The sequence below is a fragment of the Tangfeifania diversioriginum genome (assembly GCF_900141875.1).
Classification (GTDB): domain Bacteria; phylum Bacteroidota; class Bacteroidia; order Bacteroidales; family Prolixibacteraceae; genus Tangfeifania; species Tangfeifania diversioriginum.
Map to the genome: position 1 here is coordinate 25214 of NZ_FQZE01000031.1, position 22763 is coordinate 47976.

Below are 22763 nucleotides of genomic sequence, written 5' to 3' on the forward strand. Positions count from 1 at the left end.
AACTTTTAATTGATACAAAAAATGATCTTTGTTACCAGTTAGTTAGCTTATTTCAAAACCTGTGTAGTTACCCCCCTGTCTGTAATTTCAATGGGTAAAATTTTCCCGTTCTCATCAAACTCCATTTTGTCGATACAGGTAACACGGTGATGTGGTGAAGTTTCGGTAAGCGGGCGACGGTGATACACTGCATAATACTCGTCGGTGCCGGGGATGTTCAAAACCGAGTGATGTCCTGCCCCGGTAGCCACTTGCGGATCCTGCTGCAACACCGTTCCCTGCCGCTCAAACGGCCCGAACGGGCTGTCGGCAATGGCATAAGCCACACTGTAGTTGGGGCCGGTCCAGCCGCCTTCCGACCACATAAAATAGTACTTTCCGTCTCGGATAAACATTACCGGGCCTTCCACGTACCCCTCGGGCGTTACTTCCATAAACATTTCGCCATTGGGAAGCGGTTCAATTCCGGTAAAATCGTCGTTCAGCTTTACCACGTTACAGTGCCTCCATCCTCCGTAAAACATATAATAACTGCCATCTTTATCATGAAATATAAACTGATCGATGGGCTGCGCTCCGTTTACATTTTCGTTGATAAGCGGTTCCCCGAGCAAATCTTTGAAAGGGCCCTGCGGCTGGTCGGCCACGGAAACGCCAATGCCGCCCACTTCGCCGGGGTGCACATCGTTGGCGGCAAAAAAGAAGTAGTATTTTCCATCCTTTTCAATAACACCCGGTGCCCACATGGCACGGTTCGCCCACTGCACTTCTGTGGTATCGATGATATTTTCATGTTTCGTCCAGCTCACGAGGTCAGCCGACGAGAAACAATCAAATTTCACCTGCTCTTCGTACGGGGCTGAATAGGTAGGATAAATCCAGTATTTGTTGTCGTAAACAATCACTTCGGGGTCGGCATACCAGCCTTCAAACACCGGGTTGCCCGACCAGACTTCGAAATCAGAAACTGCCATTCCCTGCGAAAAACCTGCCGAAGACAATTTGGCTGCAGCTTCCATCAGCATGGCAGCGCTCAGATGAATAGTCAGGTCAACAGCGCCTTCGGGTTTTGTTTTCCAGTAAGGGCCAAATAACATCCGTTCCTTGTCGGTTCCTTCATTCCAAAGTGTTTGCGCGTTAAGAAACAGAAAATCCAAGTACTCCTGTTTTTTCTCTCGGGGCAAAGCATGGTGCTGAATCAGTTGCGTAAAATAGCGGATAAAAATCCCCTTAAATAACCCGCCATCGTGATCACCTTCACTTTTCAAAATTCCATCGGCTGTGGTGAGTTCATTTAATGTATAATCGGTGGCTTTAATGGCATCCTGCAGGTAAATTGAATCGTTAGTCAGATCGAACAACTCCACGGCAGCACCGATAAACGTTCCCTGGTTGTAGGTAAAAATCCAGTCTTTATTGATTTTCAATCCATCATCGGTTTCCCTGATGTTGTCCCAGATGGCGCCGGTTTCTTCATCGAAAAGCGTTTCACGTTCCCAGTGATAAATCTTTTTGGCCCATTCAAGGTCATCGAAATTCTTTTTCTCGCGGAAAAGACGTGCGGCAAAAATAGCTGCGGGTCCGTTGGAACAGGCGTTTTTGCCATAGGGGTCTTCTTTTTCCCACATCAGTCCGCCGCCGGCAATATCGCTCCAATGCGCTTTGATGTCCTCCCAAACCACTTCTGTGGCATTCATGAACTTTTCGTCGCCGGTGAGCTGGTAAGCACGGAGCATGGCAATCACGTTCCACTCCATATCATCGATGTAGCGGTTCAAAAAATCGCCGCCGTTTTGTACCGGAACGCCTTCAAACCAATCGTGAATATGCGTAAGGTAAAATTCGTCGCCGGTGCGGGAATACGCGTCCAGCATCACATCCAAAGCATGTGCCTGCGGCCAGTAATGAAACTCGGTGCTTTGTCCGTCGTTTTGGTAATTGAACCGTTTTTCGTCTGCGTTCCAGTAGTTTTCAACCAACGCCCGGCTGGTGGTATCGGCAATGGCGCTCCAGTCGGTTTGTGGTTCTGACACTGATTTACTGCAAGAATTTAACAGGATAAATAAAAGGATAATTGATGTGAGTACTAAGTTTTTCATTTTTTGAATGTATCTGTAATTATTAAATTCTGAATTGTTTTTTCACGCAAAGGATATTGTTCAATAGTTCGACAGTTCGAAATCGTTGGATAGTTGGAACCTTCGAATTTATTCCGAAGTGGTTGGCCCGTGCACCATTAGTGTTCCGTCGTCGAGCACTTCCATGTGGTCGATAAATACCACGCGGTTTTTGCCGGTTTCAGAAGTATAGCCGTGATAAACACATAACATTTCTTTGCCATCGGGCGACCAGGTTATTGAATTGTGCCCGGTTCCGGTAACGATTCCACCTTGTTCTGTATTTTTCTCAAGCACGGGATTATTGTGCGCTTTTGTAAACGGCCCCAGCGGATGGTCTGCTGTGGCGTATCCAACAGCATAATGTTCCCCTCCGTAAAAGTTAGCTGAATACATCATATAATATACATCGTTCTTTTTGAAAATGTAGGAACCTTCAGTCCAGCGGCGGTTTACTTCGCCGGAGGTAACCGAGCGGCTCTCCCACTCGGCTTGTTCATCATCCATTGAAACAGGTGGCCGGAGCAGCAATTGCGGCTCGCCAATAACATCCGAGAAATCGGATTTCAGTTCCACGCCGTAAATCCAGCTCTCCTCAATTTCTTCGAACAATCCTTCATTACGCGCCCAATCGGCCAGTTCGCTTTCCACCGGATGTTTATAGCAGGCCCTGGAATAATACAGGTAAACCCGATCGTCTTCAAACCATAGATTGGCATCGATAATCGGGTAACCGGGATCGAAAATGGGTCGATTATAAAGGTCAGTATAAGGGCCGGTTGGACTATTGGAAACCGCCACTCCAATCAGGAAATTTTCCAGCTCGTTGGTTGGGTTTTCGCGCCAGTCGGCGCTGTAAAACAGGTAAAATTTGCCATTATGTTCGTACAACTCCGGTGCCCAGAAATTGGCTACGCACCACGAAGAATCTGTGTTTCCCTGGTAAATGCGGCCTTCATCGTTCCATTCCTTTAAATCGGTTGACGAGTACATTTTGAACCCGTCTTTTACGCCGCCGGTGCCGACCATGTAGTACATTCCGTCGGATGCTTTTAAAATATAAGGGTCGCCAAACTCGACGGGAAGTGGGTTATCAAACTGCAGTTCCTGTTTGTTTTGACTGCAGCTTAAAAGAAAAAGTGTAGCTGCCATCAGGCCGAAAAATTGTTTTGCTTTCATTTTAAAATATCAATTAATTCTGAACTTCTATTATATTGACGTTGTCAGGTGCTCTGCACGCTGACAAGTCTGTAACTTTTAACCTGTCAACGTCTATAGACTTGAAAGCGTTAACGATATAAAATTTTTATTCATTAAATACCGGCACCTTCTTCACATTACTCGGTGAATTTCCATCCACATACGGCCAGCCGTTTTGCCACTGCACTTCATCGAGCATGAGTACCCTGCCCTGCGGATTGTTTTTGTCCACAGCGTGGTAAAAAATCCAGTCGCTTCCGGCATCGTCTTTTACAATTTCAGAATTGTGGCCGGTACCCACGAACCGTTCGTTTTTGTGAATAATCACTTCGTGGTGATTTTCCATCATATTTTGGCCGGCTTTGTTTTTATATGGCCCGAAAAGATTTTCGGAACGCCCCACTACTGTTGTGTAGGTGCTGTTTACCCCTTCGCAGCAGGAACCGATGGAGGCAAACATATAATACCAGCCGTCTTTTTTGTGAATGTAGGTTCCTTCGTAAGCCGTTCCGGCAATCTGCTGCTTTTCGGCATCCGGCTCCAGGGAAAGCCCGTCGCTGGTCAATTCAATGACATAAATGCCCCGGAAACTTCCCCAGAACAGATAATGTTTTCCGTCTTCTTCGATGTAAAACGGGTCGATGGAATTTTGCACTTCAATTTCGTTGCTGCGGAACAGTTTGCCATGGTCGGTAAACGGGCCTTCAGGCGAATCGCTGGTAGCCACGCCGATTCCGCAGGTCCACTCGCCACCCCAAACCGACATGGAATAGTAGAGTACATATTTCCCGTCGATGTAATTGATGTCGGGTGCCCACAACCCGCCATCGGGTTCAAAATCGGGCCGGGTTTCATTGGTAAAAGCAGTGCCGACAAATTCCCAGTTCACCAAATCTTTCGATTTATGAATGGGTGTGTTGCGGATATCCTCAGTGGCATAAAGATAGAAAAAACCGTCTTCTGCCTTAACAATTGTCGGGTCGGGCAAACTCTTAGGGACAACCGGGTTTTGATAAACTTCATTTTCATCTGTATTATTTTCTGTCGCATTTTTATTGTTATCACAGGCAAGGGTTACCTGCGATAGCAAAAGTGCGACTAAAATCAATTTTAATATTTTCATTTTATGCATTATTCATTTTTTTTATTTAAAAATTCTGCCTTCAACCAGGTGTTCGAAGATTCAGGCACTGAATGAACGATGTGTTCAATATTTTTCAATTTTCCTCTCTGATAATCAATTAATCCCACGGAAAATCGTATATCAGACTTGTCCTTTTTTTTCAGAGAAGAAAACGGCACTGCCATTTCAAGTTGATACCCGGATTTTTTGTCCGAAGTTTTCAAGGTCAGTTTTTCTGAAGAAATTTCATTCCAATCGCCATTATCTCCTTCCCAAACTTTCAAATCCTCTTTGTAACTGCACTCTATTTTGAACACCCCCTGGTCAGGTTCTGCCATGCTATAATTTCCGGCATCGATATAGAAAATCATGCCATCGCTGTTAAGGGGCTGTTGGGTGTTGTAAAACAATTTATCATCCTTCACTGTCGCGCAAAAATAGAGATTTTGCTCGTCGTAGCCCAACGCGCCAGCCAGATTTGTTTCACTTTTGCTGCCAATAAAAACGGGGAATTTTTCTTCCCATTCCGATAAATCTCCATCTACTTTTACTGATTTCTGTGGAACTTTCAGTTCGGGAATCAGGTGACCGAGGATTATCCACACCTCGCAGTTTGGACTGCGAAAACTGGTGGTTGCCGCAGCCACAACGGTGTTTTCATCCCACATTGAAATGGAATTCCATTTGGCTTCCCGGTCTAACGGCACATCAAATGGCCGGGTAAGTTTTTCAAAGTTGCGCCCTTTTTTGTCGCCAATGGCCACTTCGAGCGTGGACATTTCCCAGTCGGGCGTGCGCCCGGAAGTGGTTTGATACGAAAGCACCACTTCGCCCGAAGGAACTCGGAGAAGATAAGGAGCACCTGCGTAAATTTCGTCGGGTAAACTGTCTATCAGGGCGTATTCGCGGTTCGGGGAGTTGGCCAGCACCGGCATGCTCCAATTATCTGAAATTGAAGTGCGCACGATGTAGGGTTTGAACTGCCCGATTTTATTGTCTTCAACAGCCACCAGAATTTCATCGTCAACCAGCAGCGGAGCCGGCATTCCGTCGCGCCGGTTTTCCCGAAAGCTGACGGTTTTTATATTTTTGTTCCAGGTAGCCCCATTGTCCTGTGATGAAATCACGGAAATCTCCTGTTCATCGGAATGGGTGTAAGGCGCTTCATTGGCAAAATAGACCTGCAATTCACCGTTGGGTAGTTGCAGAAAGGTGGGCTCCCAGCAACCGTCGGAAAATCGGGGTTCTGCCTCGTAAATGATTTGGCTTTCAGTCCAGGTTTCCCCATTATCAGTACTGCGTTTTACCGCAATGGCAAACGGGGTGATTTCGGCTTTGACGGGCCGGTAATTACATGCCACAACCAAATCACCGTTTTGAAGTTGAATCAATTCCGGATTGGCCATACGAACATCGGTTGAAGTGCCATTTTCATTTTCCGCCTGCAATGTTTCAAAAAGAATTTCAGGTTCCTGCCAGGTTTTGCCATTGTCGAAGCTCCACACCATTTCCACGTCGCTGCCTGTTTCGTAAACGGCCATAACCGAACCATCCTGAAGTCTGCGTACGCGGGGATAACCCACCCAGTTTAGTTTTCGGCCCCCCGCAGGTGCCAGTTTTTGCATCGAACTGTAATCCCAGGCAATTCGGAGTCCATCAACCGATTGGCCTTTGTCGGCCGGGAAAGCCGGGTTTCCGGAATCCGGGTTACTGCATCCCAACCAGGGAAGTACCAGCGAAATGAATAAAAATTTTATGGACAGCTTCATGTATTCTTAAATTTTGGGTTCCTAGTCTTCCACCAAAACAGGTGCAAAAAAGTTTTCGTCAATCTTTATAATCTCTTCCCCGTTAACTTCTTCAAAAGTTACCGTGCTGATGTACATATTTCGCGGATGGATATTTTCCTTGCTGTTGTGAGCATGAAAAACAATGCACAAGTTGCCTTCCTTGTCGGTAAAAAAAGCGCTGTGCCCCACCCCTACCAAATCACCCGGCTTCTGCCAGACGGGATTATTTTCATACTTTTCCCAGGGCCCGGTAATTTTGTCGGCCGTGGCCAACCCTATTCCGTAAAACGGACTTTCGTAACTGTTGGCCGAATAGGTCATAAAGTACTTCCCGTTGCGTTTAATAACAAAAGGCCCTTCGTTCACGCGCGGCCACACCTCTTCCCATTCCTGCGAAACATTAATGCACTTGTGCATGGTTCCGGGTTTGATTTCCAGCAGATTCTCTTCCAGTTCGGCCACCCAAATATTCAGCCCGTCGTTGAACCGGTCGAAAAACAAATAGGGTGTTCCGTCGCCATCGATAAACAGGGAATTGTCGATGGCTTTTTCATTTTCGATCATCGATTTTTTCACTTTTTGTGTGAATGGCCCCAACGGTGAATCGGAAGTTGCCACGCAAATGTGTTCATCGGCTGAATAGTACATGTAAAATTTGCCGTTTACAAAATAGATTTCCGGAGCCCAGAACCAGCGGTTGGCCCACACATCGTCCTTGTGCAGGGCCAGGCCGTTTTTTACCCCCACCGGACCGCGCCAGGTGTGCAAATCATCGGAAACATACACTTCAATTCCATCGGTGCCATGAGTTCCGTAAGCGTAATATTTACCTTCGTGAAGAACGATAAACGGATCGCCAAAAGGGATTTTCTGCGAAGAATTATTTTCCTGTTTTTCATCTGCCACACAACTCATGTTGCTACAGACAAGCATCAACATAAAAAATATAAAAATTGAAGAGACTTTGTAATTGGCCATTTTATTGTAATTCGATAATTAAAGGATGATTGCTTAAAAAGAATGTAATTTCCCGGGCTTCGCTCAAGCGCATAACCGGACTTTCCCCATGTGTTGGGTCATAGATTTTTACAGATGAAAATATGCGGTCAAGCTGCACGGTAATTTTATCGGTGCCTCCGGTAAACCATTCGCCCCATAAAACCAGAAAAAACTTTCCATTACTTTTTTGCAACAGCAAATCGTGGACAGTTTCAGAACGATTTTTAATAGAAAACCTCAATTTTCCTGGTTTTGAAATTGTTCCGTTGTCCTCCAGGATAGTTGTTAAATTGTGCAGATAATGCGCGGCCTGTTTGGGCGAATAGTCCATTTTATAAAATGCATAAGATTCGTGCGCAGGCTCATTCGAACGGGTTCTCAACAAATATACGGAAGTATAACTCCAACCGCGTTTGAACTGCGATAAGTATAAATTCAGAAACAGGCGGGCCTGAATTTCTTCCGTAATTTCACCTTTAGCGGCAATTCCGGTTTCGGTGGTCACCCGTGGCAAATCCTGCAATTCTTTTTCGGAATAGCCATCAAACCCCTTTCCCCAGGTTTTTCCATAGTTGCCATGCAGACCGTCCACCGGGCATTCGGGACCGGGAGCGGCACTTAACCACGTTTGGTTGTCGTGCAATCCGGACCACGAGGGATGTGTGATGTAGTTGTGGCAATTGGCAAAATCGGCATATTGTGTGCCGACTGGCATCAATGTACCGGCATTTTCAGGAATGATCAGAAATTGCAATCCTGCATTATCAGTTTGGGCGCCGCTTTCCGAAATATTCCAAACCGGAATATTTTTCAACACCGGATCGCTTTTAACAGATTTGTACAAATCGCGCTGCAGCCTGGCAACCGGAAGCCACGAATGATTTTCACCGCCTTTTTCGCCCTGGTAAGCCACGCCCCAGTTGTTGGGTTCGTTGTTACCCTCGATGGCAAGCAGCGCGCCGGCTTCTGTCAGCTCACGCGCTTCCCTTATCAGCCGGTCGATATCGGTACCGCCACTAAGCAGTCCGTACACTATTTTAGCACCTGTTTTCCGATGCAGTTCAATCATATCGGCGGTTGAGATGTCGTCTTCGAGCCCGCATCGGATAAACCGGATTCCGGTGTATTCCAGTGCATCAATGGTTCCCTGCAAAGTTTCGCCCCGCCCGGTGATGCTGGAACAAACACCGATGCTGTTTAAAAACTCGCTGGCACCAACAGCCTGCACCTGTTTTATTTCAGCATTTTGTGACTGACTTTTAGGACAAAACAGGAAGCTGAATGATGTAAAAACGAAAAGAAAAACCAGATACTTCACACTAAAAATTTATTTGTTTTATTGAATTCAGCGAGAGGCAATAAAAACAGGCCCGGCCTTCAGGCTGGGTAGTAGCGGATGTATGATTGAAACCCCGGATTTTTGAAAAATTTGTATTTTGTATCTTACAAATTTTTCAAAAATCCTAAGTAGGAACGTTATTTTTTTTACCCCAACCTGAAGGTTGGACCTGTTTTTGCTCCTTTTTTCAATGTTTATCATACTTGAATAAACTGATGAGTTACATTTGTTTTATCACCTCACCGGAAACTCCGAAATTCGCAGAGTGGTGCAACCATAAGGTATAAGTTCCACTTCCTCCACAAAAGTTGTTACATTCCAGTTTTCAGGACGAACCGGGATGTCTCCCGCTGAACCTCTTTCAATTTTCCAGTCGGGTAAACGCTGCGCTTTTACTTTCACCGAGATGGGCGCGTTGGCAAGGTTCCACGGATAATCCGCCACTTCCTCTTTCATTTCAACCTGTAAATTATTGTTTTCAATTTCGCTGCGCAGAATGGCATAATTCCAGGGCGATTTCGGATACACTTCAAAATAGGTATCGTCGTACTCTTTTTTGGTGATTTCGCGCCACTCCTCATCAATTTTCAGCGCGTAAACAAGCGGACCGCGTTCAATTCCCAGTGAATTTTCGTACCAGTTGCTGTACCTGAAATCCATATCGAGCTGCAATTTCACTACATCCCCCGTATTCCATTCACGGTTCAACACAACAATGTTATTTTCGGCATTGGCAGCAACTTCTTCACCGTTTATTGTAAGCGAATAGTTTTCGCACCATTGCGGAATACGCAGGTGAAACGGAAACGAGGTATTTTTTGAAGCTTCAACTGTAAACTGAATTTCCTCATCAAACGGGTAGTTTGTTTGCTCGGTGATGGTCACTTCTTCCCCATCGCCCACTTTTGCGGTTACTTTTGACGGGCCGTAAACCATTGCGGCAATTCCGTTATCGGCCGAGGCGTACCAGAGGTTTTGCACAAACTTGGGCCATCCCTGGTGCATGTTGGTCAGGCAACACGGGTAACCCGTTGTGGTTCCGTAAACAATCCGTCCGTGGTTATCCTGGAAAAAATTACGGACTTCGTCTGTAATCAGCACCTGGTTGGCCTGCTGAAAATATTGTTTGCGTGTAAAATCGTCGTTGTGTTGAGTTGGCAGCACATTGTAGGCTACTTTTTCCAGGTAATCGGCATAATAGATGTCGCCCGTTACCGGCAAAATGGTTTCAAAACTGAACATCATTTCAATTGCCGAACAAAGCTCGGATCCCTGAGTGGGGTTGTTTCCGTGCAGCGGTTCATCGCCACCGTACATGCCATTTACAAAACCATGACTTTCCCTGAGAGCAGTCAAGCCGTCTTTCACCGCATCTAAGTATTTTTGCTCCGGATGCTGCTGATAATAAACAACAGGTGCTTTGAGTCCCTGCGCCACATTCACACAGTGCAAACCAGGCAGCGGATTGAGCCTCCGGATGCGGTCGCCCGAATAAATTTCGGTCCATTCAAAAGTTTGTTCATGAATAATTTCAGCTAAATCAAGCAAAAACTTTTCGCCGGTTATGTTGTAGAGCCAGTAAACCACCGCCAGGTTGTCGGCACCGCGCCGGTTGCCCCAGAATGTCCAGTGACCGAGCGGATATTGCGGAAGCATTTTATACTGGTATTTGAAATAGTCGGTCATCAAATCGATGACACGTTCATCTTCTGTTGCCGAATAATATTGTTGTAGTATTTTGAGCATCACCATTTTAGGCCACCAATCTTCGCGATTTCCCTGTTGTGTTCCCGGAATTCGTTCGTAACCTTCGGGCAGTGGCCGCGGACCGAAGTAACCATCTTCACGCTGATTTTCAATGCTCCACTCAATCCATTCCTGCGCTTTGGCTTTCAGCTTTTCATCATCCAGAATATAAGCCAGCGGCACCAGTCCGTCGAGCCAGTAAGGGCCACGTTCCCAGCCATCGCCAGTTCCACCGAGCCAGCCGTTGTTGGGGCCACAAACCACGCTGTACACACTGTCGATGTTTCCGGTAAGCCCGTCGCGCTGCACTTCCAACATTTCAAGCAACATGCCCTGCGGCTGAATAGAACCCAGGGGTAGCGCAGTGTAGGGCTGCGCTACCAATGGTTTTTTGTTGGTTATGTAATGTGAGTTCCTGTTCTCTTTTGAAAAAGAAACCAGGCTCAGTAAAATAAATGTAAGTATCAGGCTTGTTATTCTCATCGTATTGGTTTACTAATAGTTAATCATTAAAAAAGTTGGAAATTTCCTGATTCACTTTTCTAATCTGGTCCTCAATCATTTTAATCACTTTGCGGTCGTAAGTCATCAGGCCGTTTACTTCTGATTCCACATCGGTAGTTTGTGTATAAACCGCACCGGAGTATCCATTCGGAATCAATTCTTTTAACCGTTCCGCCATTTCAATGTAGGCATCGGTGGCTTCCTGCGAAGTTTTGTACTGCACATAACCCCAGTTGCGGCCGGTTTCCCACAAGTGGCCCTCTTTTGCCAGTCCAATACCTCCGTATTCGCCCAGCACGTTTACCATTTCAGAATGGTACAATCCCATTACCGGATTCGGATAATTGTGCATATCCAGAATGTCGCCCACTTCGTAATGGTTACCGCCGCTGGCCGAATTTACAAGCCGTGAAGGATCATAATCTTTTGTCCATTCCACAATTTCTTCGGTTTTAAACTGCCCCCAGGCTTCGTTAAACGGTACCCACACCACCACACTCGGATTGGAGTAGCAGAGGTCCATGATTTCTTTCCATTCGCGGCGGTAGTTTTCTTCCGATTCGGCACTTCTCTCCAGTTCTTTTCCATCGAAAAAGTTGCGCATTTGCCATTGCGGCGAGCGGTCGCCGTTGGGCATGTCCTGCCAAACCAGGATTCCTTCGCGGTCGCAGTGGTAGTACCAGCGCGCCGGTTCCACTTTCACGTGTTTACGAATCATATTGAAACCGAAATCTTTGGTTTTTTGAATGTCGTACAACAGGGCTTCGTCGGTGGGTGCAGTGTACAATCCGTCGGGCCACCATCCCTGATCGAGCGGGCCGAAATGGAAGTAGTCTTTATTATTAAGCTGCATACGAATCACGCCATTCTCATCGCGCGAGGTGGAAATTTTGCGCATTCCCACATAGCTTTTCACTTCGTCAACGGGTTCTCCGTCTTGTAAAACTGCAACTTCCAAATCGTACAAAAACGGCGATTCGGGGCTCCACAATTTGGCGTTTGGCACACTTACCAGCACTTCATTTCCGGCAACTGCTTTGCCGGTGCCAACCACATTTCCGTTTTCAAGCACTTTCACTTCGATAATATCGGTAGCCGAAGTTCCTTTGGTGGCAGCTACTACAGAAATATTTTCGCCGTCGATATTCGGAACGGTTTTCAGTTGGGTAATGTAAGCTTCTTCCACCGGCTCAATCCAAACTGTTTGCCAGATTCCGGTAACCGGTGTGTACCAGATTCCGTGCGGATCGTTGATTTGTTTCCCGCGCGGCTGGTAGCCCCTGTCGGTAGGATCCCAAACTTTCACCGTCAGTTTTTGCTCCCCGTTTTCAAGAAAAGGTGTGATATTGAAACTGAACGGTGTGTAGCCTCCTTTGTGCGAACCTACTTTTATGTCGTTCACCCACACATCGGCTTTCCAGTCCACAGCACCGAAATTCAAAACTACATCTTTCCTTTTCCAGTCGGAAGGAACCGAGAATGTGGTTTCGTACCACAATTCATTGTTTTCACCCACACGTTTCTGCACGCCTGAAAGACTCGACTCGATGGCGTACGGTACGAGGATTTCCCCGTCGAATGCAGCGGGTACACTGCTGCCCCTTTCAACGATAGCATAGTTCCACAACCCATTAAGATTGAGCCACTCGCTGCGTTCCATTTGCGGACGTGGGTATTCGGGCAGCGGATTGGCCGGGTCAATTTCTTCGGCCCATTGGGTTGTAATTTTGTCACCGGCAGGTTGCCAGGTTTGTGCATTTACAAAATTTGTAATTGCCAGAAGCAAAACGATTGTCAGACTTTTCTTCATTTGAAATTATTTTTAAAATTTAAATTTTCACAAATTTAACAATAAACTTTTCACTGCTGGAGGAAAATTTACCCTACTTTGTTTAATTAAACAGACTACAATATATTTACGATAATTTTCCTTCAGTAACCAATTTCAGAATTAGTTCTCCAAAAAGTGTATTGGCCCAGGCAAACCATGAACGCGAAAAATTTTCAGGATCATCTTTATGAAATGATTCGTGCATAAAACCGGTCCCGGCATCGGTATCGCGCAATGTTTTTACACACCACGCTATTTCTTTATCGTCGGTACTGGTCATTGCCCGCATAATGATGCTCATTGGCCAAATCATATCATAACCCACGTGTGGCCCGCCAATTCCTTCGGCAGCTTTCCCTTTAAAAAAGTAGGGATTGTCCTGGCTCCAGATTAGGTCTCTCGTGTTTTTATAAATGCTGTCGTTTTTATCTACAGCATCCAAATAAGGCAAAGCCAGCAGGCTTGGAATATTGGCATCGTCCATAAAAGTAAAATTGCCAAAACCATCCACTTCGTAGGCATATACTTTTCCATGGCGCGGATGTTTCACAATGGCGTATTGCTGAATAGCGTTATTTACTTCATCAGCCAAAGCCTGGCATTTTTCAGCAAAGGTGGTATCGCCAGTTACCTCAGTGCTGATTTCGGCCAGTTGCCTGAGCGAGACGACGGTAAACAGATTCGATGGGATTAGAAATCCGTAGGTCGAAGCATCGTCGGAAGGACGGAACGAGGAGTTGATCAATCCCACAGGATTTAGCGGACGGCCGTAGCCCCCGTTCGATAAAGTATCGAGCTGGCGTGTGGTTTCGCGCTGAAATTTGTAAGGCCCCGGTCCGTTTTTGCGCTGCTGGGTTTTAAATGTTTCCACAATGGCGGCAGCAGCTTTTTGCCAGTCGCCGTCGAAAACAGAAGTATCGCCGGAAGTTTTCCAGTAATTGTATGCGAGGCGAACCGTGTAACAAAGCGAATCGATTTCCCATTTGCGTTCGTGCAGGCCGGATTTCATGTCCGTATGGTCGTCTTTCCACTCCCCGTCAACCAACTCTTTGTTAAACGCATTGGCATACGGATCGAGCAGTACGCATTGCGTTTGCCTGTTGACCAGACCTGCAATTAGTGTTTTTAATTTCTCATCGTTATTTACCAGCGGCAAATAGGGCCAAACCTGTGCGGTGGAATCACGCAGCCACATGGCATGAATATCGCCGGTAATTACAAAAGTATCGGGTTTCCCGTTTTTGGTACCGTGTTCAACTGTAGTGTCCAACGTATTGGGGAAACAGTTTTCAAACATCCACGCCAGTTTTGGATCTTTTAGTTTGGCTTTCGTGGTTTTAATGGTTTCCTCCACTGCCTCCGAGGTAAAATTTCTTTCGCTTACAGCGGGACGATTTGAAGTGTATTGTTTGCTCATGGTAGTTGCCCATAAACTTCCTGAACCAGCCACTGCAAGTCCGGCAGTGGTTAATGTTCCTTTTTTCAGAAAATCTCTTCTTGTTGTCATTTAATGTTTGTTATAGTGTAAAACCTGAAATTAAAATTTAAAAATGCAAAAAATAGAAAAGCGCCACCAAATTTTGGCGGCGCTTTTACTAAAACAGATAAATTAATTAAAAAATTAACTTTAGTTGGCTTGAGTATTGCCTTGATTAGGTTCCAATAATGGGTTGGCATTTAATGCCCTCGATGGAATCGGATAAACAGTTTTGTCCTGACTGTCGGCAGTTTTGTCCCACCATTCATTACCAAAACGATTCCAGCGGATCAGATCGGTGCGGCGGTGACGCTCGCCAATAAATTCGCGACCCAGTTCATCCACAAATTCATCATCATCGAGTTTTTCAATATTATTTGCGTAACTTTCTTCGGCCCACATTTCATCGGGGAAGTTTCTTTCTCTCACTGCGTCGAGTAATTCGGCTGCGCCTTGTTTATCGCCATCGCGGTATTTGCATTCAGCAAGTGCATAATACATTTCAGCGAGGCGAATTTCGGTGGCTGAATTGGTATGGAAAAGATCATACGTCATGGGCAGCCACGGGAATTTAATAAACCGAACTCCACTGTTTTCTTCTCCGGTAGTTACTTTAGAACCTTCATTCCATCTTCCATCAGGCTTTTCAGAGAAACGACCAACCTGATCGACATAATTCAGCGGTTCGCCGTTATATTCTTCGGTTCCGAGAATCATTTTTGTGCTATCGAAACCATACCCTTTTTCATAATCAAATTCGTACTGCTGGCCAATGAGGAAAAATCCTTCATATCCACCTTCTTTATTAGTTGTACGGAAAGGCTTTTTTCTGAAATCGCCATCGCTGAATTTTTCATAGGGGTTACCAAGTTTGTAATCATAAATTTCACCTTCCAGGTCGCGCGATGGTGACAAGGTAATTCCATTCCATCCGCCCCAGTCGTTATCCAGTGAGTACCGTTGCTGATAGTGCATCATAGCATTATACATCCAGCCAAATTCGTAAATGTTTTTGGCGTGTGGAAATTCCATGATATTCTCAGGAGAACGGTAACCGTTTACGCCTGAGCGAAACGGGCCTCTGTAGTCCGGGTCAATCTGGTAATCGCCATACTGCCCATCGATAATTTCCTGTGCATATTTTGCTGCATCATCGTAACGTGGAGTTCCCGTCCACACTTCGGCGTTCATATAGAGTCTTACAAGAAGTGCAGCAGCACCTCCCTGATCCCAACGTCCGGCTCTTCCGTTTTGAGGCAAGCCAGGGAGCGATTCTTTCAATTCTTTTTCAATAAACTCGAATGCTTCGGTGGCGCTTGACTGACCAACAACCTGCCCAACTTCGGTTACAATGGGAATTTCCCTGAAGTAATCGATCAGGAACAGGTAAAACCAGGCCCTCAAAGTTCTGAGTTCGCCAATGTGTTGTGCTTTGTCAGCTTCAGTGAGGTTAAAATCAGGATAATTGAGCGCTGTAAAATCTTCAATAAACTGGTTACACTGTGCAATTCCCTGGTAAGGTCCAATCCATGCTCCGTAAACCACACCTTCGTCATCAGTCCATTCGTGGCGATGCATGCGAACCCACTGGCCGCCATCCCAGCCATGTTTACCTTTTTGAGCCCACACAAACTGGTCGGCAGAAAGTTCCTGAGTAATCCAGCGGTCGCCGTCCCAGCCACACCAGTGGCCATGTTCGTAAGGACGAACAAGAGCAGCGACAATTGAGTTTTTATCCTGATAGTAACTATCGGCTGTTAACGTATCAAATACTTCTTCATCCAGATTAGTGCAGGATGGAGCTGCCAATATAAAAACCAGCAGCAGGTATATTAATTTATTCTTCTTCATGTTTCTATTCTTAAGGTTTTAAATTCAATCAATTAAAATGTAATTTGAACTCCCAGCGTGTAATTCCTTGTAATCGGGTAAACATCTAAACTTTGAATTCCCGGTTCAAGACCTGAAATATTAACTGTTGTAGGATCCAGCCCTGAATAATTGGTGAGTGTAAACACGTTTTTAACAGTTCCGTAAACCCTTAAGTTACTGATGTATTTACTGGTAATCTGCGGTGTCCACCCCAGTGTCAGGTTGTTCAATTTCAGGTAATCGCCATTTTCAAGGAAATAATCGGTAATCACTTTTCCTGAAGTAATGTGACCGTTGCGGCCGTATGCATCCTCCAGCAGGTTAACTCCCGGTTCGGCAACCAATCCGTAATACATTTGGTAAAGATTCAGGATTTGGTAATCGAACCTGCCGGTAAAGTACAGCATCAAGTCGAAATTTTTATAGGTGAAATTATTGCCCCATGCCAGTTCCATACGAGGTGAACCGTGTCCCAGATAAGTTTTATCTGAATCGCTGGCTTCATTTGACGCATCAATTTTTTCAGTACCAACTTCACCGTTCTCCCAAACCAGAATATTACCGGCATCGTCCACACCTGCATATTTATACCCGTAGAAACTACCAATTTCTGTGTCGTCTTCCAATCTTTGGGCGTTTCCTGGGTTACCCGGCGAAGGCAGCCAGTACCTTTCCATGTATCCTTTTGTAAAGGTTTCGTTGGAAAATTTATCGAGTTTCGATTTTATATACGAAGCTGTAACGTTGGTTGAATAGGTAAAATCGTTGGTTTGAACAGCATCCCAATTCACCATTAACTCCACACCGCGTGAGCTTGTAGTTGCCACGTTGGTGAAAATCTGGTCGTGAAGATATGGAGGAACCGGTGCATCGTAATTAGAAATAACGTCTTTCCCTTTACGAATAAATGCATCGACGCTACCTGAAAGACTACTGTTGAACAATTCGAAATCAACACCGAAGTTGTACGAAATTTGTTTTTCCCATCTTAAATTTGGGTTGGGGTTATTGGCCGGGCCATACACCTGAATCCATTCGCCCTCGTCGTTCTGCCATCTTCCGTAACCGGTATAACGTGCCAAAGAAGCGTAGCGGCCAAATCCTGAACGACCGGTTTCACCGTACGACAGCCTTACTTTTAAATCATCAACAGCAGTACTTCCTTCGAGGAAAGGCATTTCGGAGAGTCTCCATGCAGCAGAAGCCGCTGGGAACATTCCCCATTTGTTGTCTTTACCGAATTTTGAATTCCCCTCGTACCTCATCGATGCTGTAAAAAGGAGCAAGTCGTCATAAGAGTAGTTGGCACGTCCAAAGAAGGCAATTGTTTTTTCTTTGCTTCTCCACGAATCCATTCCAAGGCGACCTTCTTCAAGGTTCCATTCACCGGCACTCAAATTATTATATGTGAAAGCATCGGAAATGAAGTCCATGTTTTCGGCCCAAAATCCAAAATTGTTGAATTCCTGGTACGAATAACCGCCCATCACTTTCAGGAAGCTTTTGTCCCATTCGGCAAAATAGTTACCAATCCATTCAATGGTATAATCTTCCCAGTCTTCGCTCTGGAGCCTGGCACGGCCTGTACGCATGTTGTCAATCGATTCTTTCGATTTTGAATTATAATATTCCCTCTTGTACATGTGCTGTTTCTGGCGAGCCAGTTTAATTTCGGTATTCAGGTTCCGAAGCAGGTTCATCTTAATGTTGAAATCGATGATTGAATATTCCTGGTCGGCACCGTTTTCACGCTCCATTAAATCCTGAATTGGGTTATATGTGTCGTAGCCGTACATGCGGTAATACCCTGAAGGTTCATTTTCGTCGTAAACCGGAATTGTTGGATTCAACTTAACGGCCTGCTGGAATACGCCGTAGTTTGTATATTCTTCGGCCGCATCTTTATACGAGAGATTTCCGCTAAGTTCGAGAAAACCATCAAGTGCTTTTTGTTCGAAACTTGCCCTGATACCTGCTTCCTGACGATCGGATGCGATATCGATAGCAGTTTTATCGCGGAAATTGGCAGAAATCCGGAAAATGGTATTTTCGTTACCACCTGATGCAGAAATGTAGTGATTCTGGCCGAAATTGTCTTTTCGCAACAGTTCATCGTACCAGTCAGTCCTTGCGCCACGGTCAACATCGATTCCATGTTCCAGGAACTGATCGGCAGATAAAATATCGGGACGGTTTGCCACTACATCGTGATCGATGTAACTGTCGTAAGTTATTACCACATCGCCCGATTTTCCTCTTTTGGTTTGAATAAGGATAACACCGTTGGCCGCCCTTGATCCATAAATTGCAGCAGCAGAACCGTCTTTAAGCACGGTCATCGACTCAATATCCTGCTGTGCGATGTTGCGGAGATTACCTCCGGGAACGCCGTCGATAATAATCAGCGGACCATTGCCTGCATCGATCGATGAAGAACCGCGAATCTGCACGTTGGTCCCGCTGTTCGGATCGGCTTCAGCAGTATTTGAGATAGAGACACCTGATACTTTTCCGTCCATCATTTGTAAAGGGTTGTTTACAGCTCCCTGCAACAAATCTTTTTCAGAAACACTTGAAACGGCACTTGTCAACTCGCGTTTTTGAATAGAACCATATCCCACAACAACAACTTCATCCACATCAAATGTTTCATCCTGTAAAGTGACATCAATAGTAGATCTTCCATTGATTTCAACTTCAACCGACTGCATTCCCACAAACGAGAACTGCAGTGCTTCAGCACTTGCCGGAACATTCAGCTTGTATTTTCCGTCAACATCGGTTACAGTGCCAAGGGTTGTACCTTTAACAACAATGGTAACTCCTGGCAGTGGCTGTCCTGAATTATCAGTTACCATACCGGAAACAGTACTTTGCTGATCGGTAGCTTTTACGGTTTTTGTCTCCTTTTCATTCATCTCTTCAGGATACAAAATAATGTGCCGGTCGTGAATTCCGAATTCAACGCCTGTACCAGCAAAAATCAATTTTAATGATTCTTCGATGGTTTTTTTGTTGATGTCAACGGATACTTCCCTGTCGAGATTAATATACCCCGGGCTGTAAGCAAACCGGAATTCCGACTGACTTTCTATGGCATCCAGCACTTCGGACACCTTTGCATTTCGCATTTCGAGCGAAAGTTTTGTGGACTGACTGTAAACACTTGCAGAAACCTGCATCAATCCAACCAATAAGAACAAAAATGTTAATTTCATAAATCTTAAACATTTGTCCCAGAATGAGGGGGTTTTACTCCCCGTAATTCGGATTTTCTTCATAATTTTACCAATGATTTAGTGTATAAATAATTTATTTATCATTTGCCGATGGTAAATAAGACCGGGAGTGTTGCCGCACTTCCGGTTACTTTTACTTTATCGATCGACCTTTCTCATTTTTTCTTCATCAATTTTTAATTCAATAACATCATTTTGCTGAATGGCTTTCACCGGCGTAATTTGCTCCATTACCCGGATAATTTCTTCCAGCCGTTCATTCTCTATGGTAAAAGTGTACCTGAAATCTTCTATTTCCTTATCGTAAATAAATTCCTGATTATACCTGATTTCCAAACGTTTTACCACGTCTTTCAACGGTTGATCATAAATATTTATCATCCCCTCTTTCCATGCGGTAAACCGTGAGGTATTTACATCGTTAACTTGCAGGGCTGAATTTTCTTTACTGAATTGTGCCCTTTGCCCGGATTCCATTTCGGAGAAAGTTGTTTTGGCCACGGGGTTGACCAGTTCAACAGTGCCTTCTTCCAATACAACGTCAATTGATTCCTCCCATGAATAGGCGGCTACATTGAATTTGGTCCCCAAAACCCTCACGTACAAATCATTGCAATTCACAACCAGGGGTAGTTCTGCATTTTTCGCCACATCGAAATAGGCTTCGCCGCTAAGTTCAACCTGGCGGTTTTGCTCTGCATAAAAGTTGTTGTATGAAATCCGTGAACCTGAATTGAGCCAGACGAGAGAGCCATCGGGGAGTTCAATTTTTGAAATCTGCCCGTTTTCGGCAATAACGCTTGTTGTTGTTTCCTGAATATTCCTTGAAGATTGTCCTGAGAAATGCCAAACTGCTGTTCCAATACTAAGTGCAAAAAAGAAGATGGCAGCATACCTGAAAAACTGTTGGGTTTTTAGGGATTCCTGCCATCTGTTGTAACTTTTTTGCCACAATTTTTCCTGAAGCCGGTTCCAGCTCTCCTCGCCACCAACGGTAATCTGTCCGTTCTTCAGGCCTTTTCTCCATTCTAACTTGTAACTATGAAAAACTATGCGATTCTCTTTTTTTCGAAGCCACTGTAACAATTCTGCTTTTTCAGAATCAGTTGCCGAACCTTCAAGGTATTTAAAAATTAATGTTCGCATTTAATGTAATGTCATTAGGAGTACAACCTGCCATAGAGAAACCCTACCCCCTCATCAAAAAAATTTATAAGAAAATTTTAAAAAAGTTTTTTTTCAGCTGAGAAGCAAAAGAATAATAACTACCATCGACGGATATTGCTTCATTAGTTTATCGCGGATTTGCAATTTGGCTTTTGATATTTGTTTTTCAATCATTTTAACACTAATTCCCAACTCTTCGGCAACCTCTTTTTGTTTTTTACCCTGTATTTTACAAGCTACAAACACCTGCTTCATTTTTTCAGGAAGCTCGTCCACTGCTTCCCTAAACGATTCAATTAACATTTCCTCGATACTTTTTTCTTCTTTTTCAGAAAAATCAAGTTGGTACAGGTACTGTAGTTCATTCACATCCAGATTTTCGATTTCCACCTTGCGATCCTCAATTTTTTTTGATTTCAACACATTTAAACACCGATTGCGCAAAATCACAAAAATGAAACTCTCGATTGACTTTTCAGGATTTATCGATTTTCGTTTTTCCCACAACGTAATGAAACATTCCTGAATGACATCTTCCACCTCATTGTCGTCAGCAATAAAAAGCTTGCAATAGCCACGCATGCGCGGATACAGTAACCGGAACACCTCTTTGAAAGCAGCAGGTTTCCCGGTTTTTAATTGCTTTTTTGTTTCAAAATCGAACATCGACAACCGGTATTGAAATCTTTAATAATTAAAAGGATGCAATATTAATTGTTTTTTAAGGAACGGTAATAATTATTTGATTTTTCACGCAAAAACTAAACCAAGTGTTAATTCAAATCTCTTCAATAATTTTATTGACCATTGCATTTCCGTTAGCGTTTGCCATAAGAAAAACAGACCAGATTCAACACAAAATTCGGGCTAAATCATTAATTTCGCAATCGAAAAAAAACAGAAACAATGCAATACATAAATTTAGCTGACAACATTTATTTTTTGGGATACAATGACCGCCGCACAAACCTGTTTGAAAATATCTGGCCCATTCCGCACGGAATTTCATACAACTCGTACCTGATTGTGGATGAAAAAATCACACTGATTGACACGGTTGAACGGTCGTTTATTGATGAATATTTAGAAAGCATCGAAGAAATTATTGGCAACCGCCCCATCGATTACCTGGTGATAAACCACATGGAACCGGATCATTCGGGAGCGCTGAAAGCCATCGTTAATAAATATCCTGAAATTACGCTGGTTGGCAATAAAAAGACGTTTGCATTTGTGGAGAGTTTTTACATGGAGCCGGAGAATGTGCACATGGTTCACGACAACGATGTGCTCGAACTCGGCAAACACCGGCTGCAGTTTCAAACCATACCCATGGTGCACTGGCCCGAAACCATGGTAACTTTTGAAGAAACCAACAATATCCTTTTCTCCGGCGATGCGTTCGGCAGTTACGGCACACTCGACGGCGGCATTTTCGACGATGAAATCAACCTCGATTTTTATGAAATTGAAGTGATGCGCTATTTTACCAACATCGTTGGGAAATATTGTCCGCACACCCAGCGCGCCATCAAAAAACTGGCACCGCTCAACATTAAAATGATTGCCGCCACTCACGGCCCCATCTGGCGCACCGACCTCGACTGGGTGCTGACCCGTTACAACAAGTGGAGTTCGTACGACCTCGACAAAGGAGTGGTGATTGTTTACGGCTCAATGTACGGAAATACGCAAAAAATGGCGGAAGTTATCGCCCGCCGGCTGGCCGAAAAAGGCATTAAAAACATTCGGGTTTACGATGCCTCCAAAACGCATTCATCCTACATTATCAACGATATTTTCAAATACAAAGGATTTATTGTTGGAAGTCCGGCCTACAACAACGCGCTTTTTCCAAATGTACAGACTTTACTTTCAACCATTGAGCACATGGCACCGAAAAACCATTACCTCGGCATTTTCGGAAACTTTGCCTGGAACGGCGGCGGGGTGAAAAACCTGAAACTCTTTGCTGAGAATATCAAATGGGAGCAAGTGTATGAACCGATTGAAGAAAAAGGATCACTGAAAAAAGAGCGCAAAGAGGAACTGCTAAAACTGGCCGATGCCATGGCAGAAAAACTGCACGCAGACTTTGAATAAGGTGCAGCGGATTCCGATCCGCTGATAAAAAAAATGAGTGAATCAAAGATCACTCTCACCTGAATACGCGGATCGGAATCCGCGCCACCCGGAAAGAATAGTTTGCAAGCCTCAGCCTTCCTTCACTTCGCGGGAAATAGCCCTTTTTACCAACTGGTTTAAGAAACTGTTTAAATTTTAATTGCGAATTCTATTAAGCATTAATTTTATCATAGCAAGTTGGATCATAGCTTCACTTGTATTAGTATTGTATTCA

The 22763-nt window shown here is 44.6% G+C and carries 14 protein-coding genes; 1 reads left to right on the plus strand and 13 read right to left on the minus strand.

Annotated elements, in window-relative coordinates:
• Positions 1 to 47: 47 nt before the first annotated feature.
• The 13 genes from BUC07_RS16770 to BUC07_RS16835 form a co-directional block, all read right to left on the minus strand.
• Positions 48 to 2099, minus strand: coding sequence for a family 43 glycosylhydrolase (locus BUC07_RS16770; RefSeq protein ID WP_083578315.1), 2052 nt, complete (start codon positions 2097 to 2099; stop codon positions 48 to 50).
• A gap of 108 nt (positions 2100 to 2207) precedes the next feature.
• The gene (locus tag BUC07_RS16775) at positions 2208 to 3296 is read right to left on the minus strand and encodes a glycoside hydrolase family 43 protein (protein ID WP_073172297.1); all 1089 of its coding nucleotides are present in this window, start codon (positions 3294 to 3296) and stop codon (positions 2208 to 2210) included.
• A 127-nt stretch (positions 3297 to 3423) separates the two neighbouring features.
• Complete coding sequence (locus BUC07_RS16780; protein WP_175552558.1) at positions 3424 to 4440, minus strand: family 43 glycosylhydrolase; 1017 nt, start codon at positions 4438 to 4440, stop codon at positions 3424 to 3426.
• Between the two features lie 8 nt (positions 4441 to 4448).
• Complete coding sequence (locus BUC07_RS16785; protein ID WP_073172299.1) at positions 4449 to 6209, minus strand: exo-alpha-sialidase; 1761 nt, start codon at positions 6207 to 6209, stop codon at positions 4449 to 4451.
• Between the two features lie 21 nt (positions 6210 to 6230).
• The gene (locus BUC07_RS16790) at positions 6231 to 7208 is read right to left on the minus strand and encodes a glycoside hydrolase family 43 protein (RefSeq protein ID WP_073172300.1); all 978 of its coding nucleotides are present in this window, start codon (positions 7206 to 7208) and stop codon (positions 6231 to 6233) included.
• Position 7209: 1 nt separating this feature from the next.
• Complete coding sequence (locus BUC07_RS16795) at positions 7210 to 8547, minus strand: hypothetical protein (RefSeq protein WP_217652721.1); 1338 nt, start codon at positions 8545 to 8547, stop codon at positions 7210 to 7212.
• Between the two features lie 255 nt (positions 8548 to 8802).
• On the minus strand, positions 8803 to 10797 hold the full coding sequence (locus BUC07_RS16805; protein WP_073172310.1) for a beta-L-arabinofuranosidase domain-containing protein: 1995 nt from the start codon (positions 10795 to 10797) through the stop codon (positions 8803 to 8805).
• A gap of 19 nt (positions 10798 to 10816) precedes the next feature.
• Positions 10817 to 12628 (minus strand): glycoside hydrolase family 2 protein, encoded by a 1812-nt coding sequence (locus BUC07_RS16810; protein ID WP_073172313.1) that lies wholly within the window; start codon positions 12626 to 12628, stop codon positions 10817 to 10819.
• A 106-nt stretch (positions 12629 to 12734) separates the two neighbouring features.
• Positions 12735 to 14156, minus strand: coding sequence for a glycoside hydrolase family 125 protein (locus BUC07_RS16815; protein ID WP_073172316.1), 1422 nt, complete (start codon positions 14154 to 14156; stop codon positions 12735 to 12737).
• A gap of 120 nt (positions 14157 to 14276) precedes the next feature.
• The gene (locus tag BUC07_RS16820) at positions 14277 to 15977 is read right to left on the minus strand and encodes a RagB/SusD family nutrient uptake outer membrane protein (RefSeq protein ID WP_073172322.1); all 1701 of its coding nucleotides are present in this window, start codon (positions 15975 to 15977) and stop codon (positions 14277 to 14279) included.
• Positions 15978 to 16009: 32 nt separating this feature from the next.
• Complete coding sequence (locus BUC07_RS16825; protein WP_175552559.1) at positions 16010 to 19216, minus strand: SusC/RagA family TonB-linked outer membrane protein; 3207 nt, start codon at positions 19214 to 19216, stop codon at positions 16010 to 16012.
• Between the two features lie 159 nt (positions 19217 to 19375).
• Positions 19376 to 20383 carry a FecR family protein gene (locus tag BUC07_RS16830; protein ID WP_073172329.1) on the minus strand — a complete coding sequence of 336 codons (1008 nt, stop codon included), beginning with the start codon at positions 20381 to 20383 and terminating at the stop codon, positions 19376 to 19378.
• A 93-nt stretch (positions 20384 to 20476) separates the two neighbouring features.
• Positions 20477 to 21070, minus strand: a complete 594-nt coding sequence (locus BUC07_RS16835; protein ID WP_073172332.1) for an RNA polymerase sigma factor — start codon at positions 21068 to 21070, stop codon at positions 20477 to 20479.
• A 240-nt stretch (positions 21071 to 21310) separates the two neighbouring features.
• On the opposite strand from BUC07_RS16835, the gene BUC07_RS16840 reads away from it, so the two are divergent.
• Complete coding sequence (locus tag BUC07_RS16840; protein WP_073172335.1) at positions 21311 to 22507, plus strand: FprA family A-type flavoprotein; 1197 nt, start codon at positions 21311 to 21313, stop codon at positions 22505 to 22507.
• The last annotated feature ends 256 nt before the right edge of the window (positions 22508 to 22763 follow it).

What these genes read in the sequence shown, in the direction of transcription:
- BUC07_RS16770 (WP_083578315.1), bottom strand. Translation starts at nt 2,099, where the DNA reads ATGAAAAACTTAGTACTCACATCAATTATCCTTTTATTTATCCTGTTA.
- BUC07_RS16775 (WP_073172297.1), bottom strand. Translation starts at nt 3,296, where the DNA reads ATGAAAGCAAAACAATTTTTCGGCCTGATGGCAGCTACACTTTTTCTT.
- BUC07_RS16780 (WP_175552558.1), bottom strand. Translation starts at nt 4,440, where the DNA reads ATGAAAATATTAAAATTGATTTTAGTCGCACTTTTGCTATCGCAGGTA.
- BUC07_RS16785 (WP_073172299.1), bottom strand. Translation starts at nt 6,209, where the DNA reads ATGAAGCTGTCCATAAAATTTTTATTCATTTCGCTGGTACTTCCCTGG.
- BUC07_RS16790 (WP_073172300.1), bottom strand. Translation starts at nt 7,208, where the DNA reads ATGGCCAATTACAAAGTCTCTTCAATTTTTATATTTTTTATGTTGATG.
- BUC07_RS16805 (WP_073172310.1), bottom strand. Translation starts at nt 10,797, where the DNA reads ATGAGAATAACAAGCCTGATACTTACATTTATTTTACTGAGCCTGGTT.
- BUC07_RS16810 (WP_073172313.1), bottom strand. Translation starts at nt 12,628, where the DNA reads ATGAAGAAAAGTCTGACAATCGTTTTGCTTCTGGCAATTACAAATTTT.
- BUC07_RS16815 (WP_073172316.1), bottom strand. Translation starts at nt 14,156, where the DNA reads ATGACAACAAGAAGAGATTTTCTGAAAAAAGGAACATTAACCACTGCC.
- BUC07_RS16820 (WP_073172322.1), bottom strand. Translation starts at nt 15,977, where the DNA reads ATGAAGAAGAATAAATTAATATACCTGCTGCTGGTTTTTATATTGGCA.
- BUC07_RS16825 (WP_175552559.1), bottom strand. Translation starts at nt 19,216, where the DNA reads ATGAAATTAACATTTTTGTTCTTATTGGTTGGATTGATGCAGGTTTCT.
- BUC07_RS16830 (WP_073172329.1), bottom strand. Translation starts at nt 20,383, where the DNA reads ATGCGAACATTAATTTTTAAATACCTTGAAGGTTCGGCAACTGATTCT.
- BUC07_RS16835 (WP_073172332.1), bottom strand. Translation starts at nt 21,070, where the DNA reads ATGTTCGATTTTGAAACAAAAAAGCAATTAAAAACCGGGAAACCTGCT.
- BUC07_RS16840 (WP_073172335.1), top strand. Translation starts at nt 21,311, where the DNA reads ATGCAATACATAAATTTAGCTGACAACATTTATTTTTTGGGATACAAT.